This is a genomic window from Janthinobacterium pasteuri (genome assembly GCF_051380775.1).
In the GTDB taxonomy this organism is placed as follows: Bacteria; Pseudomonadota; Gammaproteobacteria; order Burkholderiales; family Burkholderiaceae_D; genus Janthinobacterium.
This window is the reverse complement of the sequence record NZ_JBNYXS010000013.1, coordinates 1-15784: the sequence shown is the minus strand read 5'-3', so window position 1 is coordinate 15784 and position 15784 is coordinate 1. Positions and strand designations below refer to the sequence as shown.

Sequence of the window (15784 nt, the reverse complement as noted above, 5' to 3'; positions counted from 1 at the left end):
AACGTGAAAAATATCTATCCTGGCCTGTTTGACGACTTGCCTTTCTCGCTCGATGAAATCATCTGTGGCGTCGACGAGGCAGGCCGCGGTCCGCTGGCCGGCCCCGTGTTCGCCGCCGCCGTGATCCTCGACCCGCAGCAGCCGATCGACGGCTTGCGCGATTCGAAAAAACTCACCGAAGCCAAGCGCGACTTGCTGGCGCCGCAGATCAAGGCCAAGGCCCTGGCCTGGGCCATCGCCGAAGCGTCGGAAGAGGAAATCGACCGGCTGAACATTTTGCAGGCGTCGATGCTGGCCATGCGCCGCGCCGTCGAGGCGTTGAGTACCGTGCCGACCCTGGCCCTGATCGACGGCAACCGCTGCCCCGTGATGCCGATACGCGGCATGGCCATCATCGGCGGCGACGACAAGGTCGATGCGATTTCCGCCGCCTCGATCCTGGCCAAGACGGCGCGCGATGCGGCCCTGGTGCACCTGCATGCGGCCTATCCCGAGTACTGCTTCGACCAGCACAAGGGCTATGGCACCAAGCTGCATCTGGAACGCTTGCATCTGCACGGCGCCTCGCCCGTGCACCGCCGTTCGTTCGCACCCGTGCGCAATGTGATCGCGCTGTTCGGCGCGCAGGAGGTGGTGGCATGAAGACGATTACCTCGCGCGACAACGCGCAATACAAGGAGCTGCTGAAGCTGGCGGGCAGTTCGCAGGCGCGCCGCAAGTCGGGCCGTACCTTGCTCGATGGTGTGCACCTGTGCCAGTCCTACCTGCAGCTGCGCGGCATGCCGGAGCAGTGCATCGTCAGCGAAAGCGCCTTGCGGAACCCTGAAGTGGCGGACATCGTCGGCCAGCTGGAAAGCGACCGCGCGCACGTACTGGGCTTGCCCGACGCGCTGTATAACGCGGTGAGCCAGGTCGAGCATGGCGTGGGCGTGATGTTCCTCATCGAGACGCCGGAACGGGCTGTCACCGCACCGCTGAGCGTGTCGGCCGTGCTGCTCGATAACCTGCAAGACCCGGGCAACGTGGGCTCGATCCTGCGCAGCGCGGCCGCTGCCGGCATCACGCAGGTGTACTGCAGCGCCGGCACGGCCTTCTGCTGGTCGCCGAAGGTGCTGCGCGCGGCGATGGGCGCGCACTTCGTGCTAGACATCTTTGAAAACGTCGACCTGGCGGCGCTCGTTTCCGACGCCAAGGTGGCGACCCTCGCCACCAGCGGCTACGCTACCCAGCGCCTGTACGACGTCGACCTGCGCCAGCCCGTCGCCTGGCTGTTCGGCCATGAAGGGCAGGGCGTGGCAGACGACCTGCTGTCGATGGCGACGCACCAGGTGGTCATTCCCCACCTGGGCCAGATCGAATCGCTGAACGTGGCCGCCTGCGCCGCCGTCTGCTTCTTCGAGCAGCTGCGCCAAGGCCAGTCCTGAACAGGGTCGCCATGTCTTTCCCTGTGCTCGCCGACGGCGCCGTACGTGACGAGGCATGGTGGCATCAGGTCGCCGCGTTTTATCCCAAGCCGCCGGACGGCATCGCCAATCTGGAGCATGGCTATTTCGGCGCCATGGCGGCGCCCGTGCAAGCCGCCTTTGAGCAGGCCGTGCGCTATACGAATGAACAGCTGAGTCCTTTCGTGCGCGGCGAGTTTACACGCACGCATGTGGATATCCTGCGCCGGCGCGTCGCCGCGCTGATCCAGGCGGAGCCACACGAGATCCTGCTGACACGCAGCGGCACCGAGTCCATGCAGGTACTGATCACGCAATACCATGGCCTGTCGCCCGGTGATACCGTACTGTGGAGTAATCTCGACTATCCGGCCATGCGGACGGCCATGCGCTGGCTGGCGCAGCGCCGTGGCGTCACCAGCACGCAAGTGACATTGAGTTTGCCCATCAGCGATGACGAGATCATCGCCAGTTACGCGCAAGCCATGCGCCAGGCCGTCAAGCCCAAATTGCTGCTGCTGTCGCAGGTAACGCCAGCCAATGGCCAGCAACTGCCGCTGAAGGACATCATGGCGCTGGCGCGCGAACATGGCATCGACGTGCTACTCGACAGCGCCCATGCGCTGGGACAGGTCGACGTGGACGTGCAGGCCATGGGTATCGATTTCGCCGGTTTCAATCTGCACAAATGGCTGGGGGCGCCTGCGGGACTGGGTGTCGTGTATATCCGCGCCGCGCAGCTGCACAAGATCGAGCCGCATTTCGGAGACGACGATTATCCGCTGGACGATATCCGCTGTCGTCTGCACATGGGCATGCCGCCGATCAGCGCCATCATGGCCGCGCCCGCCGCGCTCGACTTTCATGAACGCCTGGGCGGCACGCCGGCCAAGATGGCACGCCTGGCCTGGCTAAGGGATTACTGGGTCAGCCGAGTCGCGCAATTGCCTGGCGTACGCCTGCTCTCGCCGCTGGACGCGGTGCGCGCCACGGCGCTAGTGGCGTTTGCCGTCGATGGCATGCACGCAAGCGCGCTGCAGCAGGCTTTGCTGCAGCGTTTCGGGGTCTTTACCGTGCAGCGCAATATCGGCGACACCGATATCGTGCGCGCCACGGTGGCCGTCACGACGCAGACCAGCGAACTTGATCAGCTGGTCGCCGCGCTGACGGTGCTTTCGAGAGAAACGAACACCTGACAAAACCGACGCGCAGCAGGTTTGGTCAGGTGTTCTAGTACTCGCGGCGGTTCGGCTTAATCTCTTGCAGGATCGTCGTGGAGATCTCTTCGATCGACTTGGTGGTCGAAGAGAGCCAGCGAATACCTTCGCGTTTCATCATTTTTTCCGCCTCGTTGACCTCGTACCGGCAATTTTCGATGGCCGCATACTTGCTTCCAGCGCGTCTTTCGTTGCGTATTTCCGACAAACGTTCGGGCGTAATGCTCAATCCAAAAATTTTATTCTTAAATTCCAGCAGGGCGGAAGGTAGCTTGTCGCGCTCGAAATCGTCGGGAATCAGCGGATAATTGGCCGCCTTGATACCGTATTGCATGGCCAGATACAGGCTGGTCGGGGTCTTGCCAGAGCGAGAAACACCCACCAGAATGACATCGGCCGAGGACAGGTTTTTGTGCGACTGGCCGTCGTCGTGCGCCAGCGAATAGTTGATCGCCTCGATGCGGTTCTTGTACTCCTCGCTGTCGACGATATTGTGCGAGCGCCCGATGGTGTGGGTCGACATCACGCCCAGTTCGTGCTCCAGCGGGGCGACAAAGGTCTGGATCAGGTCCATGTGCATGCCGCTGGACTTGCGGATCACGGCCGACAGGTCGTTCTTCACCAGGGTGGAGAAAATGATCGGGCGCTGGCCATCGGCGGCGAAGGCTTCGTTGATCTTGCGCGCCGCCTCGTAGGCCTTGTCCATGGTATCGATGAAGGGCAGGCGGATCTGGCGGAAGCGCAGATCGAACTGCGTCAGCACCGAATGGCCGAAAGTCTCGGCGGTGATGCCGGTGCCGTCGGAAACGAAGAAGACGGTGCGGGCCGCGGAGGGCAGAGGGGGGCGTGGATCTTGTGTCATGGGTTTTCGGATCAAGATTGTGCGTCGTCAATTTGCGCCGCACAAGGTAAAATGGCTGCAACGGTATGATTGTGCTGCACGACGCCAAGAATAACAAGAAGACTGTCTGTGCGCCTCGCGTAAAGATTTCTATCATCAGTAAGGGTGTCATTATGACCAACGCAGTATCGCAACAGCAGGAAGACAAGGACGCGGTGTATGTTGCCTCGTTCGAGCATTTGCGCATGACGGATGTCGAATCCGTCGGCGGCAAGAACGCCTCCCTGGGCGAAATGATCAGCCAGCTGGCGGAAGCCGGCGTGCGCGTGCCCGGCGGCTTTGCCACCACGGCGCAGGCATTCCGCGATTTCCTGTCGTATAGCGCCAATGGCGGCTTGCCGCTGGCCGAACGCATCGCCCAGCGCCTCGAAGGCCTGAACATCGATGACGTGCGCTCGCTGGCGCAAGCGGGTGCCGAGATCCGTCAGTGGATCGTGGAAACGCCATTCCAGCCACGCCTGGCCGCCGAAATCGACCAGTTCTACGCCAAACTGGTGGCCGATTCCGATACCGAAATGTCGTTTGCCGTGCGTTCCTCTGCCACGGCGGAAGACTTGCCGGACGCGTCTTTTGCTGGTCAGCAAGAAACCTTCCTGAACGTGGTCGGCATCGACAACGTGCTCGACGCCATGAAGCAGGTGTTCGCGTCGCTGTACAACGACCGCGCCATCTCGTACCGCGTGCACAAGGGTTTTACGCACGCTGAAGTGGCCTTGTCGGCTGGCGTGCAGCGCATGGTGCGTTCCGACCTGGGCGCGGCCGGCGTGATGTTTACCATCGATACCGAGTCGGGCTTCAAGGACGTGGTCTTCGTCACCTCCAGCTATGGCCTGGGCGAAACCGTGGTGCAGGGCGCCGTCAATCCCGACGAATTCTATGTGCACAAGCCGATGCTGGAAAAAGGCAAGTCGCCTGTGATCCGCCGCAATATCGGCTCGAAACTGCTGAAGATGGAATTTACGAACGAAGCGAAAGCTGGCCGTTCCGTGAAAACCGTCGACGTGCCCGTCGAAATGCGCAACCGCTACTCGCTGAACGACAGCGAAGTGGTGGAGCTGGCAAAGTACGCCGTCATCATCGAGAATCACTACGGCCGTCCCATGGACATCGAGTGGGGCAAGGATGGCCGCGACGGCAAGCTGTACATCTTGCAAGCGCGTCCTGAAACCGTCAAGTCGCAGCAAAAGGCGACCGATGTGCAGGAACGCTTCAAGCTGAAAAGCACCGGTACCGTGCTGACGTCCGGGCGCGCCATCGGCCAGAAGATCGGCGCCGGCCCCGTGCGCGTGATCCACGACCCGGCCGACATGGAACGCGTGCAGCCAGGCGACGTGCTCGTTGCCGACATGACGGATCCGAACTGGGAACCGGTCATGAAGCGCGCGTCGGCCATCGTCACCAACCGTGGCGGTCGTACTTGTCACGCGGCAATTATTGCGCGTGAACTGGGCGTGCCGGCCGTCGTCGGCTGCGGCAATGCCACCGACGTGCTGAAAGATGGCACGTTTGTCACCGTGGTGTGTTCCGAAGGCGACGAGGGCAAGATCTACGATGGCTTGCTGGAAACGGAAGTGTCGGAAGTGTCGCGCGGCGAATTGCCGAAGCTCGACACCAAGATCATGCTCAACGTGGGCAATCCGCAACTGGCGTTCGACTTCCAGTCCGTGCCGAATGCCGGCGTGGGCCTGGCGCGCCTGGAATTCATCATCAATAACAATATTGGTGTGCACCCGCGCGCGATCCTGGAATACCCGAACATCGATGCCGACCTGAAAAAAGCCGTGGAATCGGTGGCGCGCGGTCACGCTTCGCCGAAAGCGTTTTACATCGACAAGCTGGCCGAAGGCATTGCCACCATCGCCGCCGCGTTCTGGCCGAAAAAAGTCATCGTGCGCCTGTCCGACTTCAAGTCCAACGAGTACAAAAAGCTGATCGGCGGTTCGCGCTACGAGCCGGACGAGGAAAACCCGATGCTGGGCTTCCGTGGCGCGGCGCGCTACCTGTCGGCCGACTTCTCCGAAGCGTTCAACATGGAATGCGAAGCGATGAAGCGCGTGCGCAACGACATGGGTCTGACGAACGTGGAAATCATGGTGCCATTCGTGCGCACCCTGGGCCAGGCCGAGAAAGTCATCGACCTGCTGGCGAAAAATGGCTTGAAGCGCGGCGAGAACGACTTGCGCGTCATCATGATGTGCGAAGTGCCGTCGAACGCCATCCTGGCCGACCAGTTCCTCGATCATTTCGATGGCTTCTCGATCGGTTCGAACGACCTGACCCAGCTGACCCTGGGCCTGGACCGCGATTCCGGCATGGAATTGCTGGCGGCCGACTTCGACGAGCGCGATCCGGCCGTCAAGGCTTTGCTGTCGCTGGCCATCAAGGCTTGCCTGGCGCGCGGCAAGTACATCGGCATTTGCGGCCAGGGTCCTTCGGATCACCCTGACTTCGCCGTCTGGCTGATGGAGCAGGGCATCGAATCGATGTCCCTGAATCCGGACTCGGTGATCGACACCTGGCAAAAGCTCGCTGCGTTGAAAGCGTAAGCATCTGCCCTCTGAAAGCCCGCTGCCGTTGACCTGGCAGCGGGTTTTTTTACGCCTGCCCAGCGGCGCACGGCAGTATTTGATGCGCTTGCGCCAGATCAGCTAAAATGATTCCACCAATACATTGAAACGGGAGTTCTCATGGCAAGCAAGAAACCGAGCAAAGTGGCAAAGATCGACATCGGCATTTCCGAGGCGGACCGCGCGAAGATCGCGGAAGGCCTGTCCGGCCTGCTGGCCGACAGCTATACCCTGTACCTGATGACGCATAATTTCCACTGGAACGTCAAGGGACCGATGTTCAATACCCTGCACCTGATGTTCATGACGCAATACACGGAGCAGTGGGGCGCGCTGGACCTGATCGCCGAGCGTATCCGCGCCCTCGGCTATCCGGCGCCGGGCACCTACAAGGAATTCGTCAAGCTGGCCACGATCAAGGAAATCGACGGCGTGCCGCCGGCGCTCGACATGGTCAGTCATCTGGTGTCGGCACAGGAAGCGACCGCGCGCACGGCGCGTCGTTTGTTCCCGCTGCTGGAAAAAGCCAATGACCAGCCGACGGCCGACCTGATCACGCAGCGCCTCGATTTGCATGAAAAGACGGCGTGGATGCTGCGCAGCCTGCTGGAAGAATAAATGCGGGGCCGGCGGCGTCAATTCGCTCCCGGCTATTGACGCCATCAGGAATTGCGTTAGACTGCTTGTATATAGGTGTCTGGCAAGAAGAATATCAGGCTGTACTGCGCATTAAACCCCGTCGCTTATATAGGCTGCGGGGTTTTTTATTTTTGTAATCGCAAGGATGGAGGCATCATGGCTGAATGGGTAGGCTGGTTCGTGGCAGCTGGCGCGGTATTAATCCTGGAACTGTTTACTGGCACCTTTTATCTGCTGATGATCGCCATCGGTATCAGTGCCGGAGGATTGGTGGCGCTGGCGGGCGGCAATGGCAGCTGGCAGGCCGTGACGGCTGCCATTGTCGGCGTGGCTGCCACGCTGTTATTGCGGCGCAGCCGTTTTGGCAAGGCGGCGCGGCGCGATGTGGCGCAGGACCCGAATGTGAACCTCGATATCGGTCAAAGCGTGGCGGTCGCGCATTGGGTCGATGGCGCGGCGCGCGTGATGTATCGCGGCGCCTTGTGGGATGTGGAGCTGATTCCCGGCAGCGATGCGCAGGCCGGTCATTACACCATACGTGCCGTGCGAGGCAGCCGTTTGATTGTTGGATAACCTGGAGAATAAATTATGGAAGTAAGCATCGGAAGCATGTCGCTGATCTTGTTATTGCTGGCATTGGTATTTGTCTTCAAGACGGTCAATGTGGTGCCGCAGCAGCATGCCTGGGTGGTGGAGCGCCTGGGCAAGTTCCATGCGGTGTTGGGTCCTGGTCTGAATATCGTTGTGCCGTTCGTTGACCGCATCGCTTACAAGCATGTACTCAAGGAAATTCCACTCGACGTTCCGCCGCAGGTGTGCATTACGCGTGACAATACGCAATTGCAGGTCGATGGCATTCTGTATTTCCAGATTACCGATGCCATGCGTGCTTCGTATGGTTCGTCGAATTATATTGCCGCCATTACGCAGCTGGCGCAAACGACCTTGCGTTCGGTGATCGGTAAAATGGAACTCGACAAGACATTTGAAGAACGCGACCATATTAATACGGCCATCGTGAATGCCATCGATGAATCGGCGGCGAATTGGGGTGTCAAGGTATTGCGCTATGAAATCAAGGATTTGACGCCGCCGAAGGAAATTTTGCATGCGATGCAGGCGCAGATTACAGCCGAGCGCGAGAAGCGCGCGCTGATTGCTGCATCAGAAGGGCGCAAGCAGGAGCAGATCAATATTGCCAGCGGCGAGCGCGAAGCGAACATTGCCCGCTCGGAAGGCGAGAAGCAGGCATCGATCAACCGCGCCGAAGGCCAGGCCACGGCCATCGTCGCGCTGGCGCAAGCCAGTGCCGAAGCGCTGCGCCAGGTGGGCGCCGCCATTCGCGAGCCGGGCGGTGAGGATGCCGTCAATCTCAAAGTGGCCGAGCAGTATGTGGGGGCGTTCGCGCAATTGGCGAAAACGAATAACTCGATTATCGTGCCGGCCAATCTGGGCGATATGAGTAGTTTGATCGCCACGGCGATGCAGGTGGTGAAAACGCAGAAGCCGAAAGGCAGCGTGACGCTGCCCTGATTACCTGACTGACTGGCTGGGTGAATAGCAAGCCCGTAGCAAGGTCTCGTCAATACTGCCCGCTGTATAGCGGGCAGTTTGCATTTGCGTCACCCCAATTATGTGGTAGTGGCAGGGCTGGATTATTGGTGGCTGAATGAATTGCGTTGAAAATATTTTCTTCATGCTATGCTATGCGCACTTTGGGGATTATATGCTGTCTTACGATGCTTATTTCTTTGATTGGCGTAACATCTTCCGCGCAGGATTCCGCGTAGCGTTTGCAGGCGATGCGCGATTGTCGATAGTATCGGACCCATGTCTATTTTGAATTGCAATTTATAATTACTATAAATTGCAATGAAGCAGAAAGTACTGCAAAATAAATACAGCCAATGGCGCTGTATTGGAAGGCAGCCGTACAAAGCAGAGGTATCGCACAGGCGGTCCATGTGCGATACCCGCCCCCTTGATTGAAGACTTGCATCGCTTGAAAGCCGGGGAAGCAGGGTTTTTGGTAAAAGAATTGAAAAAAACAATCAAATCTTAAGAAAAATCACCTCAGTCGCGTTACAATTGGATAGAATTTAACTGTTCAGTTATATTTTTCAACTCACACAAGGAAATATCATGGATCTGTCGAGCTTATCCCTGTCCGAACTGCGCACCTTGCAGGACGATATCAAGAAGCAAATGAAGAAACGCGAACAGGATGATCTGTCCAAAGCGCGCGAGCAAATCCTGGCCATTGCCCAGAGCGTCGGCGTTTCCGTGAAAGATCTGGTTGGTACAGGTATTCGCGCAAAAACGGGTACGGTTGCAGTGCGCTATCGCAATCCTGATGATGCGACGCAGCAATGGACTGGCCGTGGCCGTCAACCGAAATGGGTCAAAGAGTGGACCGATTCGGGCAAGTCGCGTGATCTGCTGAAGGTGTAATACACCGTTCATTCGGATGCTTGTCCTGTGGAGTGGTACAGGTGCAGTACAAGGCAGTATGCAAGCATCCGGAACTTTGTCGATTCGTTCTCGTTGGCCAAGCCGGCCAGGCTGATTCACTTCGGCTTCTTCTTACGGTATTTTTGATAATGCCAGTCTTTTTCCCGCCTTATCCAATTCATTCCCTGTTTTAGTCCCGTCGCGCCCGGCTTTTTCTGCTTGCCGCAGATAGTGGCAAAATAAAACCCGGCATATAGCCGGGTTTGTTGATGAGCACGCAGCACGCTGCGCGTCATGGCGGATCAGCGGCGGTGAGACTTCATCGCCGCCTGCACTTCGCGCGCGCCATCGCGGTCGCGCTCTGCAGCACGCTTGTCGTGCTGCTTCTTGCCCTTGGCCAAGCCAATTTCGCATTTCACGCGCCCGCCCTTGTAGTGCAAGTTGAGCGGCACTAGCGTATAGCCGGAGCGCTCCACCTTGCCGATCAGCTTATCCATTTCCGTACGGTGCAGCAGCAGCTTGCGCGTGCGTACAGCTTCCGGATGGATATGGGTGGAGGCGGTCGGCAGGGCGCTGATATGCGCGCCGAACAGGAAGAGTTCGTCGCCGCGGACGACAACGTAGGCTTCCTTGATTTGTACGCGAGCGTCGCGGATGGCTTTGACTTCCCAGCCTTCCAGCACGATGCCCGCTTCGTAGCGATCCTCGATAAAGTAGTCGTGGAAGGCTTTTCTGTTGTCTGCTATGGTCATGAGATGGTAAATGTGCGCGGGTCGGTTAAACTACTGTCTCGCGCAAGCGCGATAAAATCAAATGTATCCAACATCATAGCAAATGGTTCTTCAATGGCAGTAGTACATAAATCAGTTTTTCTCGGCTACAGCGCCGAACAAATGTTCGCGCTGGTGGCGGCGGTGGAGGATTATCCCAAATTCCTGCCCTGGTGTGGAGCGGTCGAGGTTCGCGAGCGGGGCGAGAACACGGTTGTCGCCAGCGTGGGCATACATTACCACGGCGTGCGCCAAAGCTTCACCACGTCCAACGAGAACGTGCCGCCGACTTCCATCAAGATGAATCTGGTGGACGGTCCTTTCAAGACCCTCGACGGCGTGTGGACCTTCAAGGCCCTGCGCGAAGATGCCTGCAAGATCGAACTGGACCTGCATTACGAGTTTTCCAGCCGCGTGCTCGAACAGATCATCGGCCCCGTCTTCGGCATGATCGCCAATAGCATGGTCGATTCCTTCTGCAAGCGCGCGGAGACGGTGTATGGCTGAAGCGGACATCACGGTGCAGGTTTGCCACGCGCTGCCGGACAGCACGTTCCTGCGCTCCTTGAGCGTGCCTGTGGGTACTACCATCGAGCAGGCGGTGGCGCAGAGCGGCTTGCTGCAGGCCATCCCCGGCATCGACCTGAGCATCAATATGGTGGGTATCTATGGCAAGAAGAAGCCGCTCGATACCGTATTGCATGAGCATGACCGGGTGGAAGTGTACCGGTGCTTGCAGGCGGACCCGAAGGAGGCGCGCCGGCGCCGCGCCGCCTGCAAGCCTGCCAAAGGTTGAGTGGCAGGGCGGAGGCGTGACCGCTGTCTGGCGAGAGTGATTTTCTGCTATTTTCAAATATCTTTTCTATGCTGCAAGGACGGAGGGCACTTTTTTCTGTATAATCTGCTTTTGCGCCAATAGGAAATGCTATGCGTCTACTTCAAAAAGCACTCACATTCGATGACGTGCTGCTCGTCCCAGCCTACTCCAACGTTCTGCCCGCCGATACGTCCCTCAAAACTCGCCTGACCCGCAATATCACCCTGAATATTCCCTTGCTGTCCGCAGCCATGGATACGGTGACGGAAGCCCGCCTGGCGATTGCGATGGCCCAGGAAGGTGGCATCGGCATTATCCACAAGAATTTGAATCCGAAGGACCAGGCACGTGAAGTGGCCCGCGTAAAACGTTTCGAAGCTGGCGTGCTGCGTGATCCGATCACGATTCCACCAGAAATGAAAATCCGCGACGTGATCGCGCTGACGGAACAATACGGCATCAGCGGTTTCCCCGTCGTCAAGGGCAAGGAAGTCGTCGGCATCATCACCAACCGCGATTTGCGCTTTGAAAAGGAACTCGACGCGGAAGCCTCCGCCAAGATGACCCCGCGCGAAAAGCTGGTGGTCGTCAACGAAGATGCCGATACGGCCGAAGCCAAGCGCCTGATGAACAAGCACCGCCTCGAGCGCGTGCTGGTCGTCAATGACGCTTTCGAATTGCGCGGCCTGATCACCGTCAAGGATATCCAGAAGTCGACCTCGCACCCATTCGCGTCGAAAGACAGCCAGGGCAAGCTGCTGGTCGGCGCTGCCGTCGGCGTCGGTGCCAAGGATGAAGAGCGCATCGACCTGCTGGTCGCCGCCGGTGTCGACGTGCTGGTGGTCGACACGGCCCACGGTCACTCGCAAGGCATCCTGGACCGCGTACGCTGGATCAAGACCAAGTACCCGCAAGTGGAAGTGATTGGCGGCAATATCGCTACCGCCGCCGCCGCCAAGGCGCTGGTGGAATACGGCGCCGATGCGGTCAAGGTCGGCATTGGTCCTGGCTCGATCTGCACCACGCGTATCGTCGCCGGTGTGGGCGTGCCGCAAATCACGGCCATCTCGAATGTTGCCGAAGCACTCGAAGGTACAGGCGTGCCATGTATCGCCGACGGCGGTATCCGCTTCTCGGGCGATATTTCCAAAGCGCTGGCCGCTGGCGCTTCGACCGTCATGATGGGTTCCATGTTTGCCGGTACGGAAGAAGCACCGGGCGAAGTGATCCTGTACCAGGGCCGCAGCTACAAATCGTACCGCGGCATGGGTTCGCTGGGTGCGATGTCCGATGGTTCGGCAGATCGCTACTTCCAGGACGCCACCATGAAGGCCGACAAGTTCGTGCCTGAAGGTATCGAAGGCCGCGTGGCTTACAAAGGCAGCGTGCTGGCGATCATCTTCCAGCTGGTGGGCGGCGTGCGTCAATCGATGGGTTACTGCGGTTGCGCCACCATCGACGAACTGCGCGAAAAAGCGGAATTCGTGGAAATCACCTCGGCCGGCATGCGCGAGTCGCATGTCCATGATGTGCAGATTACCAAGGAAGCTCCCAACTACCGCTCTGAATAAGCCGTAGCGATAGTCCAGACCGGCGCCTAGTGCGCCGGTTTTGTAATGACCCCAGATAAAGCCCCCATCATGCATTCTAAAATCCTCATTCTCGATTTCGGTTCCCAAGTCACCCAGTTGATCGCTCGCCGCGTGCGCGATTCCGGCGTGTTTTCCGAAGTCTTCCCGTATGACGTCAGCGACGAATTCGTACGCAACTACGGTGCCGCCGGCGTGATCCTGTCGGGCAGCCACAATTCCACCCTGGACGGCGATTCGCCGCGCGCGCCGCAAGCCGTGTTCGAGCTGGGCGTACCGGTGCTGGGCATCTGCTACGGCATGCAAACCATGGCGGCCCAGCTGGGCGGCAAGGTAGAAAACGGCTTGGTACGCGAATTTGGCTACGCCGAAGTGCGCGCCCGCAGCCACACCAAGTTGCTTAACGGTATTGCCGACTTCGTCACCGACGAAGGCCACGGCATGCTGAAAGTGTGGATGAGCCACGGCGACAAAGTGCTGGAAATGCCGCCAGGATTCAAGCTGATGGGCAACACGCCTAGCTGCCCGATCGCCGCCATGGCTGACGAAGAGCGCCAGTTCTACGGCGTGCAATTCCACCCGGAAGTGACGCACACGGTGCAGGGCAAGGCCATGATCGGCCGTTTCGTGCATGACATCTGCGGCTGCAAATCGGACTGGAACATGCCCGACTACATCAGCGAAGCGGTGGAAAAGATTCGCGCGCAAGTGGGTACCGACGATGTCATCCTGGGCCTGTCCGGCGGCGTCGACTCGTCCGTGGCCGCTGCCCTGATCCACCGCGCCATCGGCGACCAGCTGACCTGCGTCTTCGTCGACCACGGCCTGCTGCGCCTGGATGAAGGCAAGATGGTGATGGATATGTTCGCCAAGAACCTGGGCGTGAAAGTCATCCGCGTCGATGCGGAAGACCAATTCATGGGCCACCTGGCCGGCGTTACCGACCCCGAGCAGAAGCGCAAGATCATCGGCCGCGAATTCGTCGAAGTGTTCCAGGTCGAGTCGGGCAAGCTGGTCAACGCCAAGTGGCTGGCGCAAGGCACGATTTACCCGGACGTGATCGAATCGGCCGGCAAGGGCAAGAAAGGCCAGACCATCAAGAGCCACCACAACGTGGGCGGCTTGCCGGACACCATGAAGCTCAAGTTGCTCGAACCTTTGCGCGAACTGTTCAAGGATGAAGTGCGCAAACTGGGCGTGGCCCTGGGCTTGCCGCATGACATGGTCTACCGCCACCCATTCCCGGGTCCGGGCCTGGGCGTGCGTATCCTCGGCGAAGTCAAGAAAGACTACGCCGACCTGCTGCGCCGCGCCGACGCCATCTTCATCGAAGAACTTCGCAACACGCCGTACGAATTCGTTGCCGGCCAGGCAGTCGACCCGGACGCGCTGCCAGCGAACTGGTACGAAGCGACGAGCCAGGCCTTCGCCGTCTTCCTGCCCGTCAAATCGGTGGGCGTGATGGGCGATGGCCGCACCTACGAATACGTGGTGGCCCTGCGCGCCGTGCAAACGCAGGACTTCATGACGGCCCACTGGGCGCATCTGCCGCACAGCCTGCTGGGCAAGGTCTCCAACCGCATCATCAATGAAGTGCGCGGTATCAACCGCGTCGTCTACGATATTTCGGGCAAGCCGCCGGCGACCATCGAGTGGGAGTGATGAGTTTGCTTTAACTGTTTGAATTTAAAGTGAAAAATAGATGGCCGTTGATAATTCAAAAAGAATTATCAATGGCCATTTTTTGGTTAGCTTCGAGGCCTTGACGCGCGAGATCCAGCAGCTCTATTTCTACGGTGCTGCCATTTTGCATGGACAGGCGCTTCACGGCGGAGGCCAGCACGGGTGGAAGTTCCAGAAAATTCAGGACTAGCGCCCCTCCGGCCGGCACTGGCGGGTCGATTTGCGCCCCTCTGGCGATGGGCAATGTCCCATGCACAAGCCAGGCGGTGCTGACGTCGAGGGCCGCGGCAATCTTATCTGCCGCGTCCATAAGTAGTTTGGCTTTGCCTGATTCATAGCGATACAGTTGCGTGGGATTGATGCCCGCCATTTCGGCAAGCCGCACTTGTGAGATATGAAGATTCTCGCGGCAGCTTTTGAGGCGCTCAGAAACATGGGTGTTGCCAGACATACATATTGCCTTTCAATATACAACGTTCGTGAATGACCGGCTGTGACGCAGTTGTCTCCACAATGATGAAAGGAACGAGAGCGTTTTGCTAACCACAGCCTGGTCAACAGCAATGATTTTACCGCTCGGGAGCGGCATGGCGGCATCCCTTGTTTCGTATTCCTTCCGGTCGACACCGCGAGAGTCCGGGGGCCGCCATTTGTACACGATCTCAGCTTTAGTTATCTCTATTTGCGGCAAGTTGCGCTTTATTAAATGCCGATACCGCCCGACTGACTGTCTTGCTCGAGACGTGAAAAGCGGCGGCGATGTGGGACATGGTAAAAGCGGTAGACAGATAAGCGCGTGCCATTGCCTCGTCTCTGTCGCTATAGCGGACCTGATATTGCGCGAGTGACAGTGTGACCGTGCGGCGCTGCTGCCTTGGCGTATCTTTGAATGCATCGGAACGCTGCGATTGCTGATGTGCCGAAACCAAGGCGTCATCGCCCAGAAGCATCTGGTAGCAGGTATGGATGAGCGGACTAGTTTCGCCCATCCCGGCCGCGACAAACCGAGAATAGTTGGCGACCGCCTCGTCGCGCGTGGCGCCAAACTGGCTCAAGAGCCAGTCACGCGACAACCAGCATGGAGGGATTGCATCGTCCAAAACGTAGTGATGGCTGCTCCAGTACCAGTCGTCGGGTGATGTCACCATGTGCGCCCGGACTGGATTCAAGACGATGTAGCGGGCCAATTCCAGCAGATAGTTCTCTTTCTGCACCAAGATGGCTTTGTAGCGGCCTTGCAATACGTGCCCGACAAGCTTCTGGCGTCGATTGAAATGCTGGATATATACGCCATTGAGTTGGCGCATGCCCTGCGACAGATTCGCCTCGACCGTTTCAACGAGCAGATGATAATGATTGCTCATCTGGCAGAAACTGTGCACGACAAAATGATGCCGTTCACACACAAGTTCCAATGCTTCTTGCCAAGCAAGGCGATCGGTATCGTCCTGATAAATTGCGCCACGCCGGTCGCCCCGCGAAGTAACTTGGTAGAGGGCACCGGCGAACTCAAGTCTAAGTGGTCGCGTCATGCGGTAGACGATACCTGAGCTATGTGCATTGGCGCTGAGATTGCGCAGAGGTTTGTACATTGATATGGCTGAGGTCGTGTCGGAATGGCGGGGGGGGGGGGGGGGGGGGGGGGGGGGGGGGGGGGGGGGGGGGGGGGGGGGGGGGGGGGGGGGGGGGGGGGGGGGGGGGGGGGGGG

Annotated in this window: 17 protein-coding genes; 12 read left to right on the top strand and 5 right to left on the bottom strand. The window is 58.9% G+C overall.

Annotated elements, in window-relative coordinates; genetic code table 11:
* Positions 1 to 3 precede the first annotated feature (3 nt).
* The 3 genes from rnhB to ACQ4WN_RS14490 are packed head-to-tail and all read left to right on the top strand — an operon-like array spanning position 4 to position 2638.
* Positions 4 to 642 (top strand): ribonuclease HII, encoded by a 639-nt coding sequence (rnhB, locus tag ACQ4WN_RS14500; protein WP_436552176.1) that lies wholly within the window; start codon positions 4 to 6, stop codon positions 640 to 642.
* Positions 639 to 1424 (top strand): TrmH family RNA methyltransferase, encoded by a 786-nt coding sequence (locus tag ACQ4WN_RS14495; RefSeq protein ID WP_436552175.1) that lies wholly within the window; start codon positions 639 to 641, stop codon positions 1422 to 1424. Before rnhB ends, ACQ4WN_RS14495 begins: the two co-directional genes overlap by 4 nt.
* Positions 1425 to 1435: 11 nt before the next feature.
* On the top strand, positions 1436 to 2638 hold the full coding sequence (locus ACQ4WN_RS14490; protein ID WP_436552174.1) for an aminotransferase class V-fold PLP-dependent enzyme: 1203 nt from the start codon (positions 1436 to 1438) through the stop codon (positions 2636 to 2638).
* Positions 2639 to 2672: 34 nt separating this feature from the next.
* Here ACQ4WN_RS14490 and ppsR read toward each other — a convergent pair whose 3' ends face one another.
* Positions 2673 to 3521, bottom strand: a complete 849-nt coding sequence (ppsR, locus tag ACQ4WN_RS14485) for a posphoenolpyruvate synthetase regulatory kinase/phosphorylase PpsR (protein ID WP_436552173.1) — start codon at positions 3519 to 3521, stop codon at positions 2673 to 2675.
* Between the two features lie 152 nt (positions 3522 to 3673).
* Here ppsR and ppsA point away from each other — a divergent pair, with 152 nt between their 5' ends.
* The 5 genes from ppsA to ACQ4WN_RS14460 all read left to right on the top strand — a co-directional run bounded on the left by ppsA (position 3674) and on the right by ACQ4WN_RS14460 (position 9217).
* Complete coding sequence (gene ppsA, locus ACQ4WN_RS14480) at positions 3674 to 6106, top strand: phosphoenolpyruvate synthase (protein WP_071078407.1); 2433 nt, start codon at positions 3674 to 3676, stop codon at positions 6104 to 6106.
* A gap of 141 nt (positions 6107 to 6247) precedes the next feature.
* Positions 6248 to 6745: a Dps family protein gene (locus tag ACQ4WN_RS14475; RefSeq protein WP_436552172.1), complete on the top strand. Its 498-nt coding sequence runs from the start codon at positions 6248 to 6250 to the stop codon at positions 6743 to 6745.
* Positions 6746 to 6922: 177 nt separating this feature from the next.
* A complete protein-coding gene (locus ACQ4WN_RS14470; protein WP_436552171.1) occupies positions 6923 to 7339 on the top strand; it encodes an NfeD family protein in 417 nt (138 codons plus the stop codon).
* Between the two features lie 15 nt (positions 7340 to 7354).
* Entirely contained in the window at positions 7355 to 8299 is a 945-nt protein-coding gene (locus tag ACQ4WN_RS14465; protein ID WP_436552170.1) for an SPFH domain-containing protein, read from the top strand.
* Between the two features lie 609 nt (positions 8300 to 8908).
* Positions 8909 to 9217 carry an H-NS histone family protein gene (locus tag ACQ4WN_RS14460; protein WP_010397665.1) on the top strand — a complete coding sequence of 103 codons (309 nt, stop codon included), beginning with the start codon at positions 8909 to 8911 and terminating at the stop codon, positions 9215 to 9217.
* A 116-nt stretch (positions 9218 to 9333) separates the two neighbouring features.
* Here ACQ4WN_RS14460 and ACQ4WN_RS14455 read toward each other — a convergent pair whose 3' ends face one another.
* Together ACQ4WN_RS14455 and smpB are read right to left on the bottom strand one after the other, a co-directional pair.
* The gene (locus tag ACQ4WN_RS14455; RefSeq protein WP_436552169.1) at positions 9334 to 9513 is read right to left on the bottom strand and encodes a hypothetical protein; all 180 of its coding nucleotides are present in this window, start codon (positions 9511 to 9513) and stop codon (positions 9334 to 9336) included.
* Between the two features lie 6 nt (positions 9514 to 9519).
* Entirely contained in the window at positions 9520 to 9969 is a 450-nt protein-coding gene (gene smpB, locus ACQ4WN_RS14450; protein ID WP_034752217.1) for an SsrA-binding protein SmpB, read from the bottom strand.
* 93 nt (positions 9970 to 10062) lie between these two features.
* Between smpB and ACQ4WN_RS14445 the strand changes: the two genes are divergently transcribed.
* The 4 genes from ACQ4WN_RS14445 (at position 10063) to guaA (ending at position 14055) form a co-directional block, all read left to right on the top strand.
* Positions 10063 to 10494: a type II toxin-antitoxin system RatA family toxin gene (locus ACQ4WN_RS14445; protein WP_436552168.1), complete on the top strand. Its 432-nt coding sequence runs from the start codon at positions 10063 to 10065 to the stop codon at positions 10492 to 10494.
* Complete coding sequence (locus ACQ4WN_RS14440; protein ID WP_436552167.1) at positions 10487 to 10783, top strand: RnfH family protein; 297 nt, start codon at positions 10487 to 10489, stop codon at positions 10781 to 10783. The genes ACQ4WN_RS14445 and ACQ4WN_RS14440 overlap by 8 nt, the downstream gene beginning before the upstream one ends.
* A 131-nt stretch (positions 10784 to 10914) precedes the next feature.
* Positions 10915 to 12375 (top strand): IMP dehydrogenase, encoded by a 1461-nt coding sequence (guaB, locus tag ACQ4WN_RS14435; RefSeq protein WP_099377100.1) that lies wholly within the window; start codon positions 10915 to 10917, stop codon positions 12373 to 12375.
* 69 nt (positions 12376 to 12444) lie between these two features.
* Positions 12445 to 14055, top strand: coding sequence for a glutamine-hydrolyzing GMP synthase (gene guaA, locus ACQ4WN_RS14430; RefSeq protein ID WP_436552166.1), 1611 nt, complete (start codon positions 12445 to 12447; stop codon positions 14053 to 14055).
* A gap of 55 nt (positions 14056 to 14110) precedes the next feature.
* On the opposite strand, the gene ACQ4WN_RS14425 is transcribed toward guaA, so the two are convergent.
* Complete coding sequence (locus ACQ4WN_RS14425) at positions 14111 to 14527, bottom strand: helix-turn-helix domain-containing protein (protein ID WP_436552165.1); 417 nt, start codon at positions 14525 to 14527, stop codon at positions 14111 to 14113.
* Positions 14528 to 14744: 217 nt separating this feature from the next.
* Positions 14745 to 15668: a transposase gene (locus tag ACQ4WN_RS14420; RefSeq protein ID WP_436552164.1), complete on the bottom strand. Its 924-nt coding sequence runs from the start codon at positions 15666 to 15668 to the stop codon at positions 14745 to 14747.
* Between the last annotated feature and the right edge of the window lie 116 nt (positions 15669 to 15784).

What these genes read in the sequence shown, in the direction of transcription:
- ACQ4WN_RS14475 (WP_436552172.1), top strand. Translation starts at nt 6,248, where the DNA reads ATGGCAAGCAAGAAACCGAGCAAAGTGGCAAAGATCGACATCGGCATT.
- guaB (WP_099377100.1), top strand. Translation starts at nt 10,915, where the DNA reads ATGCGTCTACTTCAAAAAGCACTCACATTCGATGACGTGCTGCTCGTC.
- guaA (WP_436552166.1), top strand. Translation starts at nt 12,445, where the DNA reads ATGCATTCTAAAATCCTCATTCTCGATTTCGGTTCCCAAGTCACCCAG.
- ACQ4WN_RS14490 (WP_436552174.1), top strand. Translation starts at nt 1,436, where the DNA reads ATGTCTTTCCCTGTGCTCGCCGACGGCGCCGTACGTGACGAGGCATGG.
- ACQ4WN_RS14470 (WP_436552171.1), top strand. Translation starts at nt 6,923, where the DNA reads ATGGCTGAATGGGTAGGCTGGTTCGTGGCAGCTGGCGCGGTATTAATC.
- ACQ4WN_RS14445 (WP_436552168.1), top strand. Translation starts at nt 10,063, where the DNA reads ATGGCAGTAGTACATAAATCAGTTTTTCTCGGCTACAGCGCCGAACAA.
- ppsR (WP_436552173.1), bottom strand. Translation starts at nt 3,521, where the DNA reads ATGACACAAGATCCACGCCCCCCTCTGCCCTCCGCGGCCCGCACCGTC.
- ACQ4WN_RS14455 (WP_436552169.1), bottom strand. Translation starts at nt 9,513, where the DNA reads ATGACGCGCAGCGTGCTGCGTGCTCATCAACAAACCCGGCTATATGCC.
- ACQ4WN_RS14425 (WP_436552165.1), bottom strand. Translation starts at nt 14,527, where the DNA reads ATGTCTGGCAACACCCATGTTTCTGAGCGCCTCAAAAGCTGCCGCGAG.
- ACQ4WN_RS14465 (WP_436552170.1), top strand. Translation starts at nt 7,355, where the DNA reads ATGGAAGTAAGCATCGGAAGCATGTCGCTGATCTTGTTATTGCTGGCA.
- ACQ4WN_RS14460 (WP_010397665.1), top strand. Translation starts at nt 8,909, where the DNA reads ATGGATCTGTCGAGCTTATCCCTGTCCGAACTGCGCACCTTGCAGGAC.
- ACQ4WN_RS14440 (WP_436552167.1), top strand. Translation starts at nt 10,487, where the DNA reads ATGGCTGAAGCGGACATCACGGTGCAGGTTTGCCACGCGCTGCCGGAC.
- ppsA (WP_071078407.1), top strand. Translation starts at nt 3,674, where the DNA reads ATGACCAACGCAGTATCGCAACAGCAGGAAGACAAGGACGCGGTGTAT.
- ACQ4WN_RS14495 (WP_436552175.1), top strand. Translation starts at nt 639, where the DNA reads ATGAAGACGATTACCTCGCGCGACAACGCGCAATACAAGGAGCTGCTG.
- smpB (WP_034752217.1), bottom strand. Translation starts at nt 9,969, where the DNA reads ATGACCATAGCAGACAACAGAAAAGCCTTCCACGACTACTTTATCGAG.
- ACQ4WN_RS14420 (WP_436552164.1), bottom strand. Translation starts at nt 15,668, where the DNA reads ATGTACAAACCTCTGCGCAATCTCAGCGCCAATGCACATAGCTCAGGT.